23 protein-coding genes are annotated in these 20,877 nt (G+C 68.8%); 16 read left to right on the top strand and 7 right to left on the bottom strand.

The features are described 5' to 3' along the window. Positions 1-76: 76 nt before the first annotated feature. The 5 genes from Q5696_RS08490 (at position 77) to Q5696_RS08510 (ending at position 4,105) form a co-directional block, all read left to right on the top strand. Positions 77-1,417 carry a M16 family metallopeptidase gene (locus tag Q5696_RS08490; RefSeq protein WP_305094740.1) on the top strand — a complete coding sequence of 447 codons (1,341 nt, stop codon included), beginning with the start codon at positions 77-79 and terminating at the stop codon, positions 1,415-1,417. 55 nt (positions 1,418-1,472) lie between these two features. Further along, positions 1,473-2,348, top strand: a complete 876-nt coding sequence (locus tag Q5696_RS08495; protein WP_305094741.1) for an SAM-dependent methyltransferase — start codon at positions 1,473-1,475, stop codon at positions 2,346-2,348. A 64-nt stretch (positions 2,349-2,412) separates the two neighbouring features. Then, positions 2,413-3,171, top strand: a complete 759-nt coding sequence (gene dapB / locus Q5696_RS08500; protein WP_305094742.1) for a 4-hydroxy-tetrahydrodipicolinate reductase — start codon at positions 2,413-2,415, stop codon at positions 3,169-3,171. Beyond that, positions 3,168-3,635, top strand: a complete 468-nt coding sequence (locus tag Q5696_RS08505) for a hypothetical protein (protein WP_305094743.1) — start codon at positions 3,168-3,170, stop codon at positions 3,633-3,635. The genes dapB and Q5696_RS08505 overlap by 4 nt, the downstream gene beginning before the upstream one ends. 65 nt (positions 3,636-3,700) lie before the next feature. After that, positions 3,701-4,105 carry a flavodoxin family protein gene (locus tag Q5696_RS08510; RefSeq protein ID WP_305095190.1) on the top strand — a complete coding sequence of 135 codons (405 nt, stop codon included), beginning with the start codon at positions 3,701-3,703 and terminating at the stop codon, positions 4,103-4,105. 75 nt (positions 4,106-4,180) lie between these two features. Here the strand turns inward: Q5696_RS08510 and Q5696_RS08515 are convergent, their stop codons facing one another. The 5 genes from Q5696_RS08515 to Q5696_RS08535 all read right to left on the bottom strand — a co-directional run bounded on the left by Q5696_RS08515 (position 4,181) and on the right by Q5696_RS08535 (position 7,872). After that, entirely contained in the window at positions 4,181-4,528 is a 348-nt protein-coding gene (locus tag Q5696_RS08515; RefSeq protein ID WP_305094744.1) for an EthD domain-containing protein, read from the bottom strand. Between the two features lie 37 nt (positions 4,529-4,565). Beyond that, positions 4,566-6,086, bottom strand: coding sequence for an MFS transporter (locus tag Q5696_RS08520; protein WP_305094745.1), 1,521 nt, complete (start codon positions 6,084-6,086; stop codon positions 4,566-4,568). Between the two features lie 128 nt (positions 6,087-6,214). Continuing rightward, a complete protein-coding gene (locus Q5696_RS08525; RefSeq protein ID WP_370654882.1) occupies positions 6,215-6,868 on the bottom strand; it encodes a thioredoxin-like domain-containing protein in 654 nt (217 codons plus the stop codon). Positions 6,869-6,875: 7 nt separating this feature from the next. Further along, on the bottom strand, positions 6,876-7,307 hold the full coding sequence (locus tag Q5696_RS08530) for an SRPBCC family protein (RefSeq protein WP_305094746.1): 432 nt from the start codon (positions 7,305-7,307) through the stop codon (positions 6,876-6,878). A 76-nt stretch (positions 7,308-7,383) separates the two neighbouring features. After that, positions 7,384-7,872, bottom strand: coding sequence for a toxin-antitoxin system HicB family antitoxin (locus Q5696_RS08535; RefSeq protein WP_305094747.1), 489 nt, complete (start codon positions 7,870-7,872; stop codon positions 7,384-7,386). A 118-nt stretch (positions 7,873-7,990) separates the two neighbouring features. Here Q5696_RS08535 and thyX point away from each other — a divergent pair, with 118 nt between their 5' ends. From thyX to Q5696_RS08565, 6 genes are all read left to right on the top strand, one after another. Continuing rightward, complete coding sequence (thyX, locus tag Q5696_RS08540; protein ID WP_305094748.1) at positions 7,991-8,743, top strand: FAD-dependent thymidylate synthase; 753 nt, start codon at positions 7,991-7,993, stop codon at positions 8,741-8,743. A 67-nt stretch (positions 8,744-8,810) separates the two neighbouring features. Then, complete coding sequence (dapA, locus tag Q5696_RS08545) at positions 8,811-9,719, top strand: 4-hydroxy-tetrahydrodipicolinate synthase (RefSeq protein ID WP_305094749.1); 909 nt, start codon at positions 8,811-8,813, stop codon at positions 9,717-9,719. Beyond that, a complete protein-coding gene (locus tag Q5696_RS08550) occupies positions 9,716-11,653 on the top strand; it encodes a ribonuclease J (protein WP_305094750.1) in 1,938 nt (645 codons plus the stop codon). The genes dapA and Q5696_RS08550 overlap by 4 nt, the downstream gene beginning before the upstream one ends. Before the next feature lie 102 nt (positions 11,654-11,755). Next, positions 11,756-12,379 carry a TIGR03085 family metal-binding protein gene (locus Q5696_RS08555; protein ID WP_305094751.1) on the top strand — a complete coding sequence of 208 codons (624 nt, stop codon included), beginning with the start codon at positions 11,756-11,758 and terminating at the stop codon, positions 12,377-12,379. Between the two features lie 96 nt (positions 12,380-12,475). Then, the gene (locus Q5696_RS08560) at positions 12,476-15,220 is read left to right on the top strand and encodes an FtsK/SpoIIIE family DNA translocase (protein ID WP_305094752.1); all 2,745 of its coding nucleotides are present in this window, start codon (positions 12,476-12,478) and stop codon (positions 15,218-15,220) included. 211 nt (positions 15,221-15,431) lie between these two features. After that, positions 15,432-16,424 carry a TerC family protein gene (locus Q5696_RS08565; protein WP_305094753.1) on the top strand — a complete coding sequence of 331 codons (993 nt, stop codon included), beginning with the start codon at positions 15,432-15,434 and terminating at the stop codon, positions 16,422-16,424. Positions 16,425-16,486: 62 nt separating this feature from the next. On the opposite strand, the gene Q5696_RS08570 is transcribed toward Q5696_RS08565, so the two are convergent. Together Q5696_RS08570 and Q5696_RS08575 are read right to left on the bottom strand one after the other, a co-directional pair. Continuing rightward, complete coding sequence (locus Q5696_RS08570) at positions 16,487-16,771, bottom strand: YciI family protein (protein ID WP_305094754.1); 285 nt, start codon at positions 16,769-16,771, stop codon at positions 16,487-16,489. Between the two features lie 34 nt (positions 16,772-16,805). Further along, positions 16,806-17,294 carry an amino-acid N-acetyltransferase gene (locus Q5696_RS08575; protein WP_305095192.1) on the bottom strand — a complete coding sequence of 163 codons (489 nt, stop codon included), beginning with the start codon at positions 17,292-17,294 and terminating at the stop codon, positions 16,806-16,808. 168 nt (positions 17,295-17,462) lie between these two features. Here Q5696_RS08575 and pgsA point away from each other — a divergent pair, with 168 nt between their 5' ends. The 5 genes from pgsA to pspM all read left to right on the top strand — a co-directional run bounded on the left by pgsA (position 17,463) and on the right by pspM (position 20,857). Further along, positions 17,463-18,098 (top strand): CDP-diacylglycerol--glycerol-3-phosphate 3-phosphatidyltransferase, encoded by a 636-nt coding sequence (pgsA, locus tag Q5696_RS08580; RefSeq protein WP_370654883.1) that lies wholly within the window; start codon positions 17,463-17,465, stop codon positions 18,096-18,098. Beyond that, complete coding sequence (locus Q5696_RS08585) at positions 18,095-18,583, top strand: CinA family protein (RefSeq protein ID WP_305094755.1); 489 nt, start codon at positions 18,095-18,097, stop codon at positions 18,581-18,583. Before pgsA ends, Q5696_RS08585 begins: the two co-directional genes overlap by 4 nt. A 73-nt stretch (positions 18,584-18,656) precedes the next feature. Continuing rightward, positions 18,657-19,025 carry a helix-turn-helix domain-containing protein gene (locus Q5696_RS08590; RefSeq protein WP_305094756.1) on the top strand — a complete coding sequence of 123 codons (369 nt, stop codon included), beginning with the start codon at positions 18,657-18,659 and terminating at the stop codon, positions 19,023-19,025. Between the two features lie 171 nt (positions 19,026-19,196). Continuing rightward, entirely contained in the window at positions 19,197-20,009 is an 813-nt protein-coding gene (locus Q5696_RS08595) for a PspA/IM30 family protein (protein ID WP_305094757.1), read from the top strand. A 20-nt stretch (positions 20,010-20,029) separates the two neighbouring features. Continuing rightward, entirely contained in the window at positions 20,030-20,857 is an 828-nt protein-coding gene (gene pspM / locus Q5696_RS08600; RefSeq protein WP_305094758.1) for a phage shock envelope stress response protein PspM, read from the top strand. Positions 20,858-20,877: the final 20 nt, after the last annotated feature.

Raw genomic sequence — 20,877 nt, forward strand, 5'->3', positions numbered from 1 at the left:
CGTCCGTGCGGGGCCGGACGTGTGTCGCCGGTGTATCGTGGATCGACGCTCAACGCAAGGAAAAACGAACCGCCACATGGCTTCTTCTCTCCGCGGACGACCCGATCGGGGTTCCGCACTCGACAATCGTCCTCGGACCGGCGTCCGGCGCACCACGCTTCCCGGTGGCCTGCGGGTGGTGACCGAACACGTGCCGGGCGTCCGGTCGGCCTCGGTCGGTATCTGGGTGGGTGTCGGCTCGCGTGACGAGCAGCCCACGGTCGCCGGTGCCGCGCACTTCCTCGAGCACCTGCTGTTCAAATCCACCCCCACCCGGACCGCGCTCGACATCGCACAGGTGATGGACGGGGTCGGCGGCGAGCTCAACGCGTTCACGTCGAAGGAGCACACGTGCTTCTACGCGCACGTCCTCGACGAGGATCTGCCGCTCGCGGTGGATCTGGTGTCGGACGTGGTGCTGCGCGGCCGCTGCCGGTCGTCCGACGTCGACGTCGAACGGCAGGTGGTGCTCGAGGAGATCGCGATGCGCGACGACGACCCCGAGGACCTGCTCGGTGACGCGTTCCTGACCGCACTGTTCGGTGATCATCCGGTGGGTCGGCCGGTGATCGGCAGCATCGACTCCATCGAGACGATGAGCCGCACCCAGCTGCACTCGTTCCACGTGCGGCGGTACACCCCGGACCGGATGGTCGTCGCGGTGGCCGGCAACGTCGAGCACGAGCCCACCGTGGAACTGGTGCGCCGCGCGTTCGACGGGCATCTGGGCCGCGACCTCGATCCGGCACCGCGCCGCGAGGGGGCGATCCGGTTGCGGACCGCGCCGACACTGAGCCTGACGAACCGGGACAGCGAGCAGGCCCACCTGGCGCTGGGGGTGCGGGCGTTCGGCCGGCACGAGGGTCACCGGTGGCCGCTGTCGGTGCTCAACGCCGCCGTCGGCGGGGGACTGAGTTCGCGTCTGTTCCAAGAGATCCGAGAGGAACGCGGGCTCGCCTACTCCGTCTACTCGGGCGTCGACACGTTCGCCGACACCGGCGCGTTCTCGGTGTACGCGGGCTGCCAGCCCGAGAACCTCGGCGAGGTCACGACGCTGATCCGCGAGGTCCTCGCGAACGTCGCGTCCGACGGCATCACCGACGCCGAGTGCGCCCGATCGAAGGGGGCGCTGCGCGGTTCGCTCGTCCTCGGTCTCGAGGACACCGGTTCACGCATGACCCGGATCGGCCGCAGCGAACTGAACTACGGCAACCACCAGTCGGTCACCGAGACCCTCGCCCGGATCGACGAGGTCACCACCGACCAGGTCCGGGACGTCGCCCGACTCCTCCTGCAACGTCCGTTCGCGGCCGCCGTCGTCGGCCCGTACCGGCGGAAACGAGATCTTCCGGCATCGGTCCGGGGCATCGTGAAGTAGTACCGTCGAGGGTGCCGTACGAGTCGCGGGCAAACGCAACCGAGCGGGGTGCGGAATGAACGAACTGGCGGAATGGGACATCGTGACCGGCGTCGGGATCACGGCGCTCGGGGTCGCGGCGGGCCGCGCGATGGAAACCCATCGGGACGGGGCACTGGTCGCCGACCCGTATGCGGAGGCCTTCGTGGAGGCGGCCGCGCCACCGGTACCGTTCCCGACCCGACTCGAGGCGGTCGCCGGCGAAACCGGGATTCCGTGGCGGTCGATGGCCGACTACATGGGGGTGCGGTCGAGATTCTTCGACGACTGGTTCGCGTCCGCGTCGTGCGCGGGCATCGGACAGTCGGTGCTGCTGGCCGCCGGCCTGGACGTGCGCGCCTACCGGCTGGACTGGCCCGACGGATCCGTCGTCTACGAACTCGATGCACCGAAAGTGCTGGCGTTCAAGGACGGTGTGCTCACCGCGCAGGGCGCCCGGGCGCGTGCCGACCGCCGTACCGTCGCGGTCGATCTGCGCGAGGACTGGGCGGCAGCCTTGCGGGACACCGGTTTCGATGCCGGACGCCCGTCCGCGTGGCTGGCCGAGGGGCTGATGCCGTTCCTGCCGAACACCGCCAAGGAGCGGATGCTGGGGACCGTCACCGACCTGTCCGCGCCCGGCAGCATGCTCGCGATCGAACACATCGACGACGTGCGAGCGATGTTGTCCGAGGACAGTTTCCGGGAAACCGGCGAGCGCTTCGGGATCGACATGGCGGCGCTGTGGCCCGACGAGGACGACTTCGCGCCCGCCGCCTGGCTCACGGAACGCGGCTGGGCCGTCGACACGGTCCGCTCGTCGGAGGTTGCGGACCGGCTCGGCCGGACCCTCGACGATCCCGGACACGACCCGATGCGATCCAGCATCTTCGTGACCGCGACCCGGCGCTGACGGCGACGCACCGTAGGCTTACGGCGAGTACGGTCAGGACGAGCATTTCGGGCGGAGCGTGTACGTGAATTCAGCAGCACCCATCAGGGTCGGTGTTCTCGGGGCCAAGGGCAAGGTCGGCCGGGCCATGTGCGAGGCCGTCGAGCAGGCCGCCGACCTGGAACTGGTCGCCGGCGTCGACCAGGGCGACCGGATCGAGCACCTCGTCGACCAGCGCGCGCAGGTCGTCATCGACTTCACCCACCCCGACGTCGTGATGGGCAACCTCGAGTTCCTGATCGCCAACGGGATCCACGCGGTCGTCGGCACCACCGGCTTCGACGACACCCGCCTCGCCCAGGTGCAGTCGTGGCTCGACGACGCCCCCGGTGTCGGCGTGCTCATCGCCCCCAACTTCGCGATCGGTGCGGTGCTGTCGATGCGGTTCGCCGCGGCCGCGGCACGGTTCTTCGACTCCGTCGAGGTCGTCGAACTGCACCACCCGAACAAGGCCGACGCGCCGTCGGGCACCGCGTACCGGACCGCCGCGCTCATCGCCGAGGCCCGGGAGAAGGCCGGTCGCGGCCCCAGCCCCGACGCCACCACCACCGAACTCGAGGGTGCTCGCGGCGCCGACGTGAACGGGGTACGGGTGCACTCGGTGCGCCTGGCCGGGCTCGTCGCACACCAGGAGGTGCTGCTCGGCACCCAGGGCGAAACCCTCACCATCCGCCACGACTCGATCGACCGGAACTCCTTCGCCCCCGGCGTGCTGCTGGGTGTTCGGGAGATCGGGCAGCGCCCCGGCCTCACCATCGGCATCGACCCCCTGCTGGACCTGTGAACAACAAGTCCACGCGCGTCGTCGTCGCGATCTCCGCGATCGTCGTCGCGCTCGCGTTCTACTTCGTGCTCCTCGGTCAGCGCGGGATCGCTCTGATCCAGGACGGTCGCGCCGTTCCGGTCGGTCTCGGTATCGCAGTGCTCGTGCTGCCGTTTCTCGGCGTGTGGATGGTCGTCGCGACCATCCGGTCCGGGCTGGCGCACCAGCATCTCGCGCGCCGCATCCACGAGGAGGGCCTCGAACTCGACGTCGACGACCTGCCGCGACGCCCGTCCGGCCGCATCGAACGCGACGCCGCCGACGCCCTGTTCGCGCAGGTCAAGCAGGAATGGGAGGCTGATCCCGACAACTGGCGCAACTCCTACCGGCTCGCCCGCGCCTACGACTACGCCGGCGACCGCAGCCGCGCCCGCGACACCATGCGCCGCGCCGTTGCGCTCGAGAAACACGACCGGGAGAACTGACGGGGGAGTCGCCTGTGCCGCGCCTACTGATCGTCCACCACACGCCGTCACCGCACTGCCAGGCCATGTTCGAGGCCGTCGTCAGCGGTGCCACCGATCCCGAGATCGAGGGTGTCGAGGTGGTGCGCCGGGCCGCGCTGTCGGTGTCGGCGAGCGACTTCCTGGAGGCCGACGGCTACCTGCTCGGCTCGCCGGTGAACCTCGGCTACATCTCGGGCGGCCTCAAGCACGCCTTCGACTGCAGCTACTACCAGATCCTCGACTCGACGCGGGGCCGCCCGTTCGGTCTCTACCTCCACGGGAACGAGGGCACCGAGGGCGCCGAGAACGCGGTGGATCGGATCACCGCCGGACTCGGATGGGAGAAGGTCGCCGAGTACGTCGTCGCGTCGAACAAGCCGGACAAGGCTGCGCTGGAGGCGTGCTGGGAACTGGGGGCGACCGTCGCCGCGCAACTCATGGACGGCTGAACACCGAACGACCGTGACACCCCGCCAGGAACGGGGCGTCACGGTCGCCGGACGGAATCTCGGAAGACCCCGGGATCAGCTCTCGCGCGTGTCGACGAGATACATCCGGGTCCGGGTGCGGTCGAGGAAGTTCTCCTCGTCGGCCTCGATCGCGGCCTTCACGTCGGGCCGGGCGTGCGTGGCCAGCATGTCGTCGTAGGCGGCGCGATCGTCGAACACGAATTCACTGATCACGTCGAAACCGGGAGCGCCGATACCGTCCGCACCGATCCGGGAGCCGTGGTCGAGATAGTTGCGGCGGTATCCGCGGATCTGCGGCAGCAGGCTCCGGATCAGTTTCGCGTGGTTGTTCTCGTAGTAGTCGACGAACTGTTCGTACGACAGATCCGGTCGGCGGGCGAGCAGTGCAACAGCCGTGATCATGTTTTCCTCCTGATGAATCCGTCCGGGGAATCCGCTGTCAGCCGGCCGCCGGGGCGATGCGGGCGGGCATCGTCGCGGCCGTGGCCGGGGTGTCGTCGAGTTCGAGTTGCTCGATACGCCGCGGCAGGGCCAGTGCGGCCACCACACCCAGCAGAGCGGTGACGGCGGTGATGAGGAACGCGGCGACGAACCCACCGTCGGTGTACATCACGGCGCCGCCGGTCGCCTCCGGGGGAAGCTGCGCGACGAACGAGTTGTTCATCACCGCGAAGGCGATGACCGGCATGACGCCCGAGACGAGGCTCTGGACGACTCCCGCGATGCTCGCCGTCGACGCCTGCAGTTCCGGCGGGGCGGCGACGATGAGGATGTTGGGGATCGCCGCGTAGCCGAGACCCATGCCGAGTCCGACGATGCCGGCGAATACCAGCAGCCACGGCTTGCTGTTGTGTTCGATCGCCGTCGCCACGGCGCCGCTGCCCGAGACGACCATGCTGGCGGCGAGCAGGGTGCGGGTCGGCACGCCGCGTCCGCACAGCATTCCCACGGCGATGCCGCCCACCATCGTCATGACGCCGATGGGCACCTGGAACACCGCGTAGCCCTCCGCGCTGAGACCGTAGCCGTAACCGAGACCGAGAGCCGTCGGTGTCATCGCCATGATCGGCAACATGATCGAGTACAGCGCGCCGACCCCGTAGACGCTGCCCGCCGCGGTCACGGTCAGGAAGATCGGACGCCGCCGGAGCACGTCGAGCCGGATGAGCGGTTCGGCCACCCGCTTCGCGGTCGCGTGCCACGCGGCGACGAGCGCGAGTCCGCCGACGAGGTACAGCAGTGTCGAGGGCTCCGTCCAGCCCCAGGTGGGCCCGAAGCTGATGGAGACCAGCACGCCGGCGAGCCCGGCACCCAGCAGGGCCGCGCCGAGGAAGTCCACCCGGGACCGCAGGCGCACCGTGTTCTCGGGGGTGCTGACGACGAGCATGACGGCGAGGACGACGAGGACCACACCGAAGAACCAGAAGATGCTGCGCCACCCGAACCCGTCGATGAGCCACCCGGCGAGGAACGGGGCGGCCACCGTGATCAGGCCCATGCCGGCGGTGGCGATACTGACCGCGAGCGGGACCGTTTTCGCGGGGAAGACGTCACGGATGAGCGAATAGCTCAGGAACAGGCACGGGACGAGCATCCCGGCCAGGGCCCGGCCCGCGATCATCACGAAGTAGCTGGTCGCCACCGCGGACAGCAGTGAACCGACGATCGACACCGCGATGCAGACCAGCAGCAGTCGGCGCTTGCCGTACATGTCCGCCAGCTTCCCGACGAGCGGTGCCGCGACCGCCCCCAGCAGGAGGAAGGCGGTGAGCAGCCAGGCCCCCTGGCCGGTGCCGAAATCGGCGGTGATGGCGGGTAGTGCCATCGAGACCATCATGTAACTGACACTGAGCAGTTCGAGGACGAGGACGATCGACGCCAGCGAGAAGATCAGGCGCGGTGACCACCCGCCCTCGTCCGGGACGACGGTCCCCTCGGTTGTGCTGCCGAATGTTGCCATCACGGTCTCCCATCGACATCGGCGGCGCCGGGTCCCGGCGCCGATATGAAGTGACAGGAGTCACATTCCACTCGGAATGTGATGTACGACAGGGCGTTCCCGCTCAGAGGGAAACCATTTGTCGTCGATCAGTTCATCGGCACCGTGTCCGGGGACGCCGGATCCGGGGGATCCGTGCGCAGCGGCGGCGGATTCGACGGATCGAACATGCCGGGAATCGTCGAACACGTCGCACCCGGCTCGGGGTACGTGTTCGGGTTCAGCCGCAGCGCGTCGACGAAATCGTCGATGCGCCCGTCGGCGGGGTCGTCGAGTTGCAACCGGTGACCCCACGACTGCACCGACACCGCACTCGGCAGGGTCGGGTACGGCGACAGCAGCATGTACGGTCGCCCCTCGACGCGGGCCACGAGCAGATCGAGATCGGCCCCGGACACCCGGGCCGGGTCGTACGTGATCCACACGGCGCCGTGCTCGAGCGAATGCACCGCGTTCTCGTTGCGGATCGGTGTGCCGTAGACCGTGCCCGTGCACGTCGCCCACACCGCATCGTGCGGGCCACCGAACGGGGGAGTGTGGTCGTAGGCGACCCGCTGATCCGTCCGCACGTGATCGCCCGGTGGATAGTCGACGACGGTGACGCCCTCGATCGAGCGGGACGGATCGGGATTCGACGCCGCCGGGGTGAACCCGTCGGACGTCGCCGAACCGTCGACGGTGGTGGCGCAACCGACGGCGGCGGTCGCGATCGCGACCGCCGCCGTCAGCCGAACGATCCTCACGCCGGCATTACTTCGCGACGAACGCGGACAGGCCCTTGCTGGCCGTGTCCAGTGCCATGTTCCGGGCCTTCTTCAGCAGGAAACCGGGCAGCGGGATCTTCGGGTCGACCGTGAGCTCGAACGTCACGAGCGTGCCGTCACCCTTCGCGGCGAGCTTGTAGGCGCCGTCCTGGCTGTTCTGCTGTGTGCTCTCGACGAGCGTCCACGACATGCTGTCGTCGCCGTTCCACGAGTAGTCGACGACCTGCTCGTCGTTGATGCCGAGAATCGACACCGTCATCCGCACCCGCTGCGGGCGGCCGTCCGGATGCGTGCTCTCGACGATCACCTTCTTGTGTGCCGACGACCACTCCGGCAGGCGCTCGACGGCCACCAGTGCCGCCATCACCTCTGCCGGGGCAGCCCCGACCTCGAATTCCTTTGCGCCGGAAACGGCCATTCCCCACTCCTCGAGACCCGTGAACGATGAGACGTCATTAGACCATTCCGGCAGCGTCGCGGAGGGGAGGTGACCGTCAGTTCTCGTCGGTCTTCTCGTCGGTCTTCTCGCTGGGCCTCTCGCCGGGGCAGGGGCGGCGGAGGTTGTCGCGCAACGCGTCCTGAACCGCTTGGGACACCCACGAATTGAGCGACATGCCGTCCTGGAGGGCGGCCTCCTCGGCGCGGGACTTGATCTGGTCGACCAGACGCAACGTCACCCGGCTGATGTCTCCGGTGACGTCCTCGAACGTGCGATACGGCTCGCGGGAGCCGGTGTCGGGTCGTCGGCGCACGGCCTCGACGGTGACGGCGGTGCCGTCGAACCGCAGGTGCAGGGCGCGGTCGCCGAGTTCGTCGGACGCCTCGCGGGCGAACTCCGACAGCGCCGACACCAGCATGAGCTGTGCCGACCGCTCGACCGCGCCCGCGAGAGCCTGGGCGATGCGCTTCGTCTCGTCGTCGCCGAGGGTGGCGGCGGCGGTGACGTCGTCCCGCAGCCGGGATGTGTATTCGGTGAGATCCATGACATCAGTGTGACGCCACAGTGATGTCATTTCAAGACGTCGTGACGTCATCGTCACCTGTGTGTCCGACTCCGGCGCTATGGTGCGCACACCGGTGCGAACTCGGAAAGGACGTGCGATGCAGAACGCGGTGCCCCTGAAGGTGCAGCTCGTCGCCAGGACCGAGTTCGTGCCGCCCGCGGACGTCCCGTGGGAGACCGACGCGGACGGCGGCGAAGCCCTCGCTGAGTTCGCCGGACGTGCGTGCTACCAGAGTTGGACCAAACCGAACCCGCGCACCGCCACCAACGCCGGCTACCTCCGGCACCTGCTCGAGGTGGGGCACCTGTCGGTGTTCGAACACGGCAGCGTCAGCTTCTACATCAGCGGCATCTCCCGGTCCTGCACCCACGAACTGATCCGGCACCGGCACTTCTCGTATTCGCAACTGTCACAGCGGTTCGTCCGGGAGAACGACGCCAACGTCGTGATCCCGCCCGCGATCGCCGGTGACGCCCACCTCGAGGCACTGTTCGCGAAGGCCACCGACGCGAGCCTCGTCGCGTACGCCGAACTGCTCGCCGCGCTCGAGGACAAGCTCGCCGACGTCCCGAACGGCCCCGTCCGCAACAAGCAGGCCCGTCAGGCCGCCCGGGCGGTGCTGCCCAACGCCACCGAGACCCGGGTCGTCGTCACCGGCAACTATCGGGCGTGGCGGCACTTCGTCGACATGCGGGCCACCGAGCACGCCGACGTCGAGATCCGCCGGGTGGCCGTCGAATGCCTCCGGCAACTCCGATCCGCCGCGCCGAATGTGTTCGGGGACTTCGAGATTTCGACACTGCCGGACGGCTCCGAAGTGGCCCGCAGCATGTTCGACACGGGCGGATGAAGAGGGCGACACGGATGCGGTGCCGTCGTGTGCAGATCTGCAACCGTGACCGGGTAGCCTTCTGACCATGACCTACGGTGATTCAGCTGCTTCCGTCGAGCGTCCGTTCGGCACCGTCCTCACGGCGATGGTGACCCCGTTCACCAAGGACGGAAAGCTGGACGTGGACGCCGGCGTGCGGTTGGCCACCCACCTCGTCGACAACGGTTGCGACGGACTGGTGCTCGCCGGAACCACCGGCGAATCGCCCACCACCACCGAGAACGAGAAGCTCGAACTCCTGCGCGCCGTCGTCGACGCCGTCGGTGACCGGGCCCGGATCGTCGCCGGCGCCGGCAGCAACGACACCGCGCACAGCGTCGAACTCGCTCGCGACGCCGCCCGCGCCGGAGCGCACGGACTGCTCGTCGTCACCCCGTACTACTCGCGGCCCCCGCAGGCCGGCCTGTACGCGCACTTCACCGCCGTCGCCGACGCCACGGACCTGCCGGTGATGCTCTACGACATTCCACCCCGCTCCGTGGTACCCATCGAGACCGAGACGATCCGCCGCCTCGCCGAACACCCCCGGATCCTCGCGGTCAAGGACGCCAAGGGCGACCTCAACGCGGGCGCCGAACTCATCGGCACCACCGACCTCGACTTCTACTCGGGTGACGACCCGCTGAACCTGCCGTGGCTGTCCGTCGGCGCAGTCGGCTTCGTCAGCGTCATCGGGCACATCGTTCCGCAGCGGCTGCGCGCCCTGCACACCGCGTTCGTGGAGGGCGACCTCGCGAAGGCCCGCGAGATCAACCTCAGCCTGGTCCCGGTCAACCGGTCCGTCGCCCGCCTCGGTGGCGTCAGCGCCTCCAAGGCTGCGCTGCGCCTGCAGGGCATCGACGTCGGAGACCCACGACTGCCACAGGTGGCACCCACCACCGAACAACTCGACGTCCTGGCCGCAGAACTTCACGCCGCGGGGGTGCTCGCATGAGCCGCCCGCCCCGTCGCCGCAGCGCCTCCCGTCAGGCCGGCCCGCCGATGACCGACACCGAACGGGCCCAGCGCGCCCCGGAACCCGCCGCAGCACCCGCCCCGGAACCTGCCGTGGCCCCCGCCGCCGCCGAAACCCCGGCCGCACCCAAGAGCGAAGCCGCCAAGGGCGCCGCCTCGAAGTCGAACGGGCGCCGTTCCCGTCGTGGTGGTGGACGCGCGAAGGCCCCGGTCGCCCCCGTCGCCGCCGACCCCACCGACCGGCTCGGCCTGCCGCCGAAGGCCCCGAAGAACGGCCTGCGAGTCGTCGCGCTCGGCGGCATCGGCGAGATCGGCCGCAACATGACGGTTTTCGAGCACCAGGGCAAGCTGCTCATCGTCGACTGCGGCGTCCTGTTCCCCGAGGACCAGCAACCCGGCGTCGACCTCATCCTCCCGGACTTCCGGTACATCGAGGACCGGATGGACGACGTCGAGGCGATCGTCCTCACCCACGGACACGAGGACCACATCGGTGCCGTGCCGTTCCTGCTGCGCCTGCGTCCCGACATCCCTGTCGTCGGCGCCAAGTTCACGCTCGCGCTCGTCGCCGCCAAGTGCCGTGAGCACCGGCAGCGCCCCAACCTCGTCGAGGTCGTCGAGGGCGACAAGACCAGCCACGGACCGTTCGACTGCGAGTACTTCGCCGTCAACCACTCGATCCCCGACGCGATCGCCGTCGCGATCCGCACGTCCGCCGGCATCGTCCTGCACACCGGCGACATCAAGCTCGACCAGCTGCCCCTCGACGGCCGGCTCACCGACCTCGCCGGATTCTCCCGGCTCGGTGACGAGGGTGTCGACCTGTTCCTCGTCGACTCCACCAACGCCGAGGTCCCCGGCTTCGTCACCCCCGAACGCGAGATCGGCGGCGTCCTCGACAACGTCATCGGCAAGGCCACCCAGCGGGTCATCGTCGCGTCGTTCGCGAGCCACGTGCACCGCATCCAGCAGGTCGTCGACGTCGCCGTGCGCTACAACCGCCGGATCGCGTTCGTGGGCCGCTCGATGGTCCGCAACATGCAGATCGCGCAGGACCTCGGCTACCTGTCGGTGCCGGACGGCGTCGTCGTCGATCTCGACACCGCCGCCAACCTGCCCGACGACCGGCTCGTGCTGATCTCCACCGGATCCCAGGGCGAACCGCTGTCGGCGCTGTCCCGGATGGCGCGCGGCGAGCACCGGCAGATCAACGTCCAGGCCAACGACCTCGTCGTGCTCGCGTCGTCGCTGATCCCCGGCAACGAGAACTCGGTGTTCGCGGTCGTCAACGGTCTCGCCAAGCGCGGCGCCACCGTTGTCACACAGCAGAACGCGAAGGTCCACGTGTCGGGTCACGCGTCCGCCGGCGAACTGCTGTACCTGTACAACGCGGTGCGTCCCACCAATGCGATGCCCGTGCACGGCGAATGGCGGCACCTGCGTGCCAACGCGGCGCTGGCCGCGGCGACGGGTGTGCCGGAGGAGCGGATCGTGCTCGCCGAGGACGGCGTCGTCGTCGACATGGTCGACGGGCTCGCCGAGATCGTCGGCCGCGTCCCGGTCGGCATGGTCTACGTCGACGGCAACAGCGTGGGCGATGTCGGCGACTCCACACTGTCCGACCGCCTCATCCTGGGAGAGGGCGGCTTCATCTCGATCTCCGTGGCCATCGACAACGAGACCGGCCGGGCCGTCAGCGAACCCGAGGTCAGTGGCCGCGGCTTCTCCGACGACCCGCAGGCGCTGGCCGAGGCGGCGCGTCTCGTCGACAAGGTTCTCGGCGACCTCGCCTCGGAGGGCATCAACGACACCCACCGCATCGCGCAGGCCGTGCGCCGCATCGTGGGCCGCTGGGTAGCGGAGAAGTACCGCCGCCGCCCGATGATCGTGCCCACCGTCATCGGGGTGCCGTAACCGGCCCCGATCCGAGCTGCCGACGAGGGCGGTTGCTGCGACATCGGCCGAGAGGCCCGCGCAGCAACCGCCCTCGTCGCTGTTTCCGGGTTACCGTGGGGCGTGCCCTACGCCCGTGACGAACGCCACGCCCTGGTCGAGACGATGCGCACCGTCGGACCCGACGCACCGACCCTGTGCGGCGACTGGACGGTCCGCGACCTCGCCGCCCACCTCGTCCTGCGGGAGCGTCGACTCGACGCCACCCCCGGCATCATGATCCCGGCACTGGCCGGGCACACCGCCCGCGTACAACAGTCCCTCGCCGCGCGGGCGTGGGACGACCTGCTCGGCGACGTCGACTCCGGCCCGCCGATCTGGTCGCCGTTCCGACTGCTCGACGAGCAGGCCAACCTCACCGAGATGTTCGTCCACCACGAGGACGTGCGACGCGCCGGCGACGACTGGTCGGTGCGGGACCTCCCACCCGGCATGCAGGACAAACTGTGGCGGCTCGCGTCCGGAATCGGGCGGCGCAGCTACCGCAAGGCGCCGGTGACCGTGATTCTCGAACGGCCGGACGGGAAGAAGGCGACCGTCCACTCGGCGGGCGCACGTGCAGTGATCCTGCGCGGGGAAGCGGCCGAACTGCTGCTGCACGCGTTCGGCCGGGACCGGGTCCGTGTCGAGTTCGACGGCGCCGCCGACGATGTGACGTCGGTCAGGGCACTCGATCGGGGTATCTGACGCGTCCCGGTCCGCGCCCGGCGTCGACGCAGGTGGAACGGTGTTGCGAGTGTTGCAGATGGTCCCGATGGGGTGCCAGGGACTAACCTGACCGGTATGGCAGGAAAGGCGAGCGCCCGCGGATCGGGTTCCACAGCATCCACATCGCGGTCCCGTGCCCGCTCGACCTCCTCGACCCGCGCCTCGGCGTCGGGCACCCGTGCGGGCAGTCGCTCCGGTGGCGCGTCGGCGCCCCGGAAGTCGGCCCCGCGCAAGGCCGCTTCACGCACGACGGGCACGTCACGCAAACCTGCGGCCGGAAAGGGGGGCCGGCGACCGGCCGGTAAGTCCTCCCGCAACGCGGGCACGTTCGCGGCGTCCGTCGGCCGCGGTATCGGCGCCGGCTGGTCGATGGTCGCCAAGGGCGTCGGCGCCACCACCCGCACGGTCGGCAAGGCCGCCGACATCGAACACGGACACCGACGGGACGGCATCGCACTCGGACTCATCGCGGTCGCCGTCGTCATCGCCGGTGGCATGTGGTTCTCGGCGGGCGGCCCGGTCGGCGAGTTCATCGAAACCTGTGTGCGTGCCGTCGTCGGTGCAGTGGCCGCGGTCCTGCCGATCCTCGGTGTCGTGGTCGCCGTCGTCCTCATGCGCACCGAACCGAAACCCGACATCCGGTCCCGGCTCATCCTCGGCTCACTGCTCGTGGGCCTGCCCGCGGTCGGGTTGTGGCACATCGCCGCCGGGGCCCCGTCGACGTCCGCGGGCTGGCCCGACGCCGCCGGCATCGTCGGCTATGTCGTCGCCGGCCCGCTCACCGACGGCCTCACCCCGTGGCTGTCGGTGCCGTTGCTGCTGCTCGCGATGTTCTTCGGTGTCCTGCTGCTCACCGGCACCACCGTCCGGGAGGTGCCGGACCGGCTGCGGTCGTGGTTCGGCACGTCTTACCACGACGACTACGCGTACGACCACGCCGACGATCCCGACTTCGACGAGGACCACGACTACGGCGACACCGCCGACCCGGCCCTGTTCGACGCCGACGGCTACCCCGTCGACGGCGGCCGCGAGCCCGCGCGCCCGGCGCGCCGCAGCCCCCGCCGCCGCACCCCGGCCCAGAACTATCCGACCGACGAGGTTCACGAGGACACCGCCACCGAGGTGCTCGGGCTGTGGGATCCGGGCGACCCGGACGGCCTGCCGACACCACCGGAGCCCGAACCGGAGCCGGTGCCCGAACCCGAACCGGCCCCGCGGCCGAAGCCGCGGGCCCGCGTCACCCCACCGCCGACCCCGGCCCCGACGCCCCCGCCGCCGGCACCGGAGAAGAACGACGATGCGTTCGTCCCGGACCGGGTGGTGGAGGGCGATTACGCGCTGCCGCCGATGTCGCTGCTCGTCGAAGGGGACCCGCCCAAGCTGGGCAGTGCCGCGAACGACGCGATGATCGAGGCGATCACCGAGGTCTTGCAGCAGTTCAAGATCGACGCGGCCGTCACCGGCTACACCCGGGGCCCCACGGTCACCCGCTACGAGGTGGAGCTCGGCCCCGGTGTGAAGGTCGAGAAGATCACCGCGCTGCACCGCAACATCGCGTACGCGGTGGCCACCGACAACGTGCGCCTGCTCGCGCCGATCCCCGGTAAGTCGGCGGTCGGTATCGAGGTGCCCAACTCGGATCGGGAGATGGTGCGCCTGGCGGACGTGCTCGCGGCACCGTCGACCCGCAAGGACCATCACCCACTGGTCATCGGCCTGGGCAAGGACATCGAGGGTGACTTCGTGAGCGCCAACCTCGCGAAGATGCCGCACCTGCTGGTCGCCGGTTCCACCGGGTCCGGTAAGTCGAGCTTCGTCAACTCGATGCTGGTGTCACTGCTGCAGCGGGCCACCCCGGACGAGGTCCGGATGATCCTGATCGACCCGAAGATGGTGGAACTGACCCCGTACGAGGGCATCCCGCACCTGATCACGCCGATCATCACACAGCCGAAGAAGGCGGCGGCGGCGCTGGCGTGGCTCGTCGAGGAGATGGAGCAGCGCTACCAGGACATGCAGGCCAGCCGTGTCCGGCACATCGACGACTTCAACAAGAAGGTCAAGTCCGGGGAGATAACGGCCCCGCTGGGAAGTGAACGCGTCTACAAGCCGTACCCGTACATCCTCGCGATCGTCGACGAGCTCGCCGACCTGATGATGACCGCGCCGCGCGACGTCGAGGAGGCGATCGTCCGGATCACGCAGAAGGCGCGTGCCGCCGGTATCCACCTGGTGCTCGCGACGCAGCGGCCGTCGGTCGACGTCGTCACCGGTCTGATCAAGACGAATGTGCCGTCCCGGTTGGCGTTCGCGACCTCGTCGTTGACCGATTCGCGGGTCATTCTGGACCAGCCTGGCGCCGAGAAGCTCATCGGTATGGGTGACGGCCTGTTCCTGCCGATGGGGGCGGGCAAGCCGGTTCGCATGCAGGGCGCGTTCATCACCGACGAGGAAATCGCCGCGGTCGTCGACTTCACCAAGAATCAGGCCGAACCCGAGTACACCGAGGGTGTGACGGCGGCGAAGGCGGGGGAGAAGAAGGATGTCGACCCCGACATCGGCGACGACATGGACGTGTTGCTGCAGGCGGTGGAGTTGGTCGTGTCCAGCCAGTTCGGTTCCACGTCGATGCTGCAGCGCAAGCTGCGGGTGGGTTTCGCGAAGGCCGGTCGCCTGATGGACCTGATGGAGACCCGTGGTGTCGTCGGCCCGAGTGAGGGATCGAAGGCGCGTGAAGTGTTGATCAAGCCGGACGAACTCGAGGGCCTGCTGTGGTCGATCCGTGGCGGAGACCCTGAAACAGCCGACGACAGCTGACTGTTTTGCCCGATTTAAACGGCTGTCGTGTGCGTGTGGTTCAATAGGAATCACTTAGGAGGGGAGTATCCCCAATCCTGCGACAGACTCGTCAACACGATCGACACCGTTGTCGGTCCGGTTCTGTCGGTAGATGCGCTCGGCCTCTCGGTCGAGCATCTGCGGGAGAGACCTCCGGGGGTTCAACATACCTACCGGAGGTCAATAGCTGATGCACGTCTCCCCCCTCGTCTGGATCGTCACCTGTGTGGTGATCCTCGGACTCTTCGTCTTCGACTTCTTCGCGCACGTGCGCACCCCGCACGCTCCGAGCTTCCGCGAATCAGCGTTCTGGTCCGCCGTCTACATCGGCATCGCGATCATCTTCGGACTCGTCGTGATGTCGATCTGGGGCACGACGTTCGGCGGTGAGTACTTCGCCGGTTACGTCACCGAGAAGGCGTTGTCCGTGGACAACCTGTTCGTCTTCGTGATCATCATGGCGACGTTCTCGGTGCCCCGGCAGTACCAGCAGAAGGTCCTGCTCATCGGCATCGTCATGGCGCTCGTGCTGCGCGGTGTCTTCATCGCCGTCGGAGCGGCCGCGATCAACACCTACAGCTGGGTGTTCTACCTGTTCGGCGCGTTCCTGATCTACACCGCGGTCAAGCTCATCAAGGATGCAGGTCACGAGGCCGAGTCCGAGGAGCAGCGGGAGAGCCGGATCATCACCCTCGCGAAGCGGTTCCTGCCGACCACCGAGGAGTACGACGGTGACAAGCTCGTCACGAAGATCGACGGCAAGCGTGTCGCCACCCCGCTACTGCTCGCGCTGATCGTCATCGGCTTCACCGACGTCCTGTTCGCGCTCGATTCGATCCCGGCGATCTACGGCCTCACCCAGGAGCCCTACCTGGTGTTCACCGCCAACGCGTTCGCGCTCATGGGGCTGCGGCAGCTGTTCTTCCTCATCGGGGGCCTGCTCGAACGCCTGGTGTACCTGTCCTACGGTCTGTCGATCATCCTGGCGTTCATCGGCGTCAAGTTGGTCCTGCACGCGCTGCACGAGAACACGCTGCCGTTCGTCAACGGCGGCGAGCACATCGCGGTCCCCGAGATCTCCACCGTCATGTCGCTGAGCATCATTCTCGGCGTACTGGTGGTGACCGCGGTGGCGAGCCTGATCAAGACGCGCAACAAGTCCGACGACTCGACCGTCCACTAGTCGGAACGCCGGCCGGGGTGACCCGGCCGGCGTGTTCCGGTGGGGCGGACCGCGCGGCGGGCCTACTGCACGAAGACACCGAAGACCGGGATCCATTCCCGGATCGTCCGGTCCTCGACGAGGCCGAGGTGCGCGAACGGATCCTGGTCGAACAGGTCGCGCACCTCGTCCGCCGTCGCGGCCTCGACGGTCATCGAGGCGCCGCTGCCGTCGGCGAACGGACCCGACGACCGGACGACACCGCGACGTACCAGGTCGGCGAGCCACGCTCGGTGGTCGGTGCGGTGGTCGTCGCGCTGCGCGGACTTCTCCGGCGCGTACGTGTACTGGACGATGAACAGCGGCATGATTCCTCGATCCCGGTCGTGGTGGTGAAGGGCGTCAGAGCGTGAGCAGCATCCGCGTGTTGCCCAGCGTGTTCGGTTTGACGTAGCTCAGGTCCAGGAACTCGGCGACACCCGTGTCGTAGGACCGGCACATCTCCGCGTACACCTCGGCGGTGACGGGGGTGCCCTCGATCTCCGCGAAGCCGTGCTTGGCGAAGAAGTTCACCTCGAACGTGAGCACGAACAGTCGCTCGAGTTCGAGTTCACGGGCGACGTCGATGAGCTTGTCGACCACGAGGTGACCTGCGCCGCGCCCCTTGACCTGTGGATCCACGGCGACCGTCCGGACCTCGCCGAGGTCGGACCACAGCACGTGCATGGCCCCGCAGCCGACGACGGTGCCCGCCTGCTCGACCACCCAGAATTCCTGCACCGACTCGTACAGCGTCACGAGGTTCTTCTCGAGCAGGATCTTGCCCGCGTAGATGTCGATGAGACGCTTGATCTCCGGCACATCCGAGGTGCGCGCGCGCCGCACCCGCATCCCTTCAGCGTCGTTCGTGCCTGCCGCCGGAGTTCCAGATGTCATGTGGTGCACAGTAGTCATCACCTCAACCGATATTGTGGGCAGTGTGCCGCCCCGATCCATCACCCCACTCCACGTCCTGTTCGTTCCGGGTGTGCCGGGGCGTTCCGTTCGATCGGTGCGGCCGTGACCGCGCCACGCCGTGACGTGGCGGCTGCTGCCGGCGCGCAACCTGTCGACGGCGTAGCCGGCCACACACCGGTTCCCCTGCTGAACATCGCGAACGTCCTCACCGTGCTGCGGATCGCGTTGGTCCCGGTGTTCCTGGTCGCGTTGTTCGTCGACGACGGACAGTCGACGGGCTGGCGGATCGCGGCGACCGCGATCTTCGCGATCGCCGCCGTCACCGACCGGATCGACGGCCAGCTGGCCCGCAGCCGGGGACTCGTCACCGACTTCGGGAAGATGGCCGACCCGATCGCCGACAAGGCGCTCATCGGTGCGGCCCTCGTCGGACTGTCGCTGCTCGGGGACCTGTCGTGGTGGGTGACCGGCATCATCGCGGCCCGGGAACTGGGCATCACGCTCATGCGGTTCGCAGTCCTGCGGCACGGTGTGATTCCCGCCGGCCGGGGCGGCAAGCTCAAGACCCTCGTGCAGTCGGTGGCGATCGGGTTCTACCTGGCGCCGCTGCCCGACGGGTTCGCCCCGTTCACGGCCGGACTGATGGGGCTCGCGGTCGTCCTCACGGTGGCGACCGGACTGGACTATGTGGTGCAGGCGGTGCGCCTGCGGGCCGGCGTCGGGCGTCCGAGCGCGTGAGCGACCCGCTCACCGCGTCGATTCCGGCGGCCGACGTCGTCGCGGTACTGTGCCGGCGTGGGGAGACGGTCGCGACGGCCGAATCGCTCACCGCGGGACTGCTCGCCGCGACACTCGCCGGGGTGCCCGGAGCAAGTACGGTGCTGCGTGGCGGTCTGATCGTCTACGCCACCGACCTCAAGGGGGCACTCGCGGGTGTCGACGGCGACGTGCTGGCCCACGACGGGCCCGTGTCCCGGCGCACTGCGGCCCAGCTCGCGGAGGGGGCTGCGCGTCGGTGCGGGGCCGACTGGGGCGTCGGACTGACCGGAGTGGCCGGACCGGACCCGCAGGACGGGCACCGTCCGGGCACCGTGTTCGTGGGGATCGCCGGACCCGGCGGAACCGCGGTCACCGAGCTCGATCTGTCGGGGGACCGGTGGACGATCAGAATCGGAAGCGTTCGTGCGGCGGTGTCTGGATTACTCGAACGCGCGGCGCGATAGGGTTTCGGGAACCAATCGCTTGCGCTCGTGCGTTTGAATTCACGAGTGGGGTATCGGATGAAGGAGGAGCGAGATGGCGCTGCTATTGCGTGAGGCAATCGGTGACAGTCTTCGACGCACCCGCGTTTCGCAGAGCCGAACCCTGCGCGAGGTGTCGAACAGCGCGCGCGTGAGCCTCGGCTATCTGTCCGAGATCGAACGCGGCCGCAAGGAGGCGTCGAGCGAATTGCTCGCCGCGATCTGCGATGCACTCGAGGTTCCCTTGTCCGAGGTGCTGGTCGACGTGAGTGAATCCCTCGCGGTCGGCGATTCCCGGATGGTCGGGGCCCGCGGCGCCGCCGAGCGTGGCAGTGTGACCGATGCAGCGGTGAGCGGGCGTATCGCGCAGGACACTCGGGTCGTCATTCCCGCGCCCACCGCGCGGGCGTTGGCTGCCGCCTAGTCGTTTCGCGGACGGCGGGAAACAGATAGATTCGACAGTGATGATCACGGCCGTCCCGACAGTGGTTCGTGATCGGACGAGCAGGGCAGGGCCAATACCGAGTTCGATGCGTGACGGTCGCGCATCGGGTCGCGCGAGTCGCGGCGCAGCAGATGGAGGCAGGATCAAACCATGGCTAATCCTTTCGTCAAGGGATGGAAGTACCTCATGGCGCTCTTCAATTCCAAGATTGATGAGAAGGCCGACCCCAAGGTTCAGATTCAGCAGGCGATCGAGGACGCTCAGCGTCAGCATCAGGCCCTGTCCCAGCAGGCTGCGTCGGTCATCGGCAATCAGCGTCAGCTCGAGATGAAGCTGAGCCGTCAGCTCGACGAGGTCGAGAAGCTCAACGCCAACGCGCGTCAGGCTGTCACCCTCGCCGATCAGGCCGCTACCGCCGGCGACAACGAGAAGGCGATCCAGTACACGAACGCCGCCGAGGCGTTCGCTGCGCAGTTGGTGACGGCCGAGCAGTCGGTCGAGGACCTCAAGGTTCTGCACGACCAGGCGCTGCAGGCCGCCGCCCAGGCCAAGAAGGCCGTCGAGCAGAACGCGATGACTCTGCAGGCGAAGGTCGCCGAGCGCACCAAGCTGCTCAGCCAGCTCGAGCAGGCCAAGATGCAGGAGCGGGTGTCCGATTCGCTGCGGTCGATGGACCAGACGCTGCAGGCGCCGGGCAACACCCCGAGCCTGGACGCGGTCCGCGAGAAGATCGAGCAGCGGTACGCCAACGCTCTCGGTGCCGCGGAACTGGCCCAGAACTCGGTGCAGGGCCGCATGATGGAAGTGCAGCAGGCGAGCGTGCAGATGGCCGGCCACAGCCGTCTCGAGCAGATCCGGGCCTCGATGAAGGGCGATGCGCTGCCGTCCGGTGGCACCACCGCGAGCACGCCGACCCCGGCCGCCGCACCGCAGCAGCCGAACGGCGAAACCACCGCGCAGTAGCCGGTGGGCACACTGGTTCGATGAGCGCCACGAGAGACGGCCGGCCCGGGAAACGTTCCCGGTCGGCCGTTTTCGCGTCGGTGGACGCACAGAGCGTGCTGCGTGACGTCCGCGGCACCGTCGCCGAGACGGTGCGGCGCTGGTCGGATCCCCGGGAGCGGGCGCTCCGCAAGCGTCGCCGGGCCCGCCGACGAGCCACTCGGTTCGGGGTGGCGTCCGGGGCGGGAGCCGTGGGTACCGTCACGCTCGCGGTGGCGTCGGCTCCCGACTGGGCGGTGGTCGCGACGGGCGGCACGGCGGCCTTGTTCGCGGTTCCGGCGGTACTGGCCGTCGGAACCTACCGTCGGTTGACCGCGGCCCCGCTGCCCGCGTCGGCCGCGGCACGTCCCCCGTTGCCGCCGGCCGGTTCGGTGGCTCGCGCGCCGATGGAACGGCTCGCGCAGGCCGAGCACAGTCTGGACCGGTTGTCCGCGGTGCTGGGCAGGTCCGCTCTGGTCGACGTGGCCGAACTGGATCACACGGGGGAGACGGCCCGTACTGCGGCGGCCGCGTTACGGGCGGTGGCGACGGACGTCGTGGCGTTGGAGGACGCGGCCCGCAGCACCCATGCCGCGGCTCCGCATCTGGACCGGTCGATTCGGGCGGCGGTCGCGCGTCTCGACGACGGGGTGGCTCAGTTCGAGGGGCTGGTGACGGTGGCCGCGAAAATGACCGCGCCGGCGCAGTCGCCGTCGTACACGCTGCTGGATCGGCAGCGGGAGGAGTTGCTGTCGGCGTCCGAGCGGCTCGAGGGCTGGGCGGACGCGCTCGGTGAGGTCGGCGAGATCGACCGACGGTTCGGCCGGTAGGGCAGTTCGCACTGTCCTGC

This window comes from Prescottella sp. R16 (assembly GCF_030656875.1).
GTDB lineage: Bacteria > Actinomycetota > Actinomycetes > Mycobacteriales > Mycobacteriaceae > Prescottella.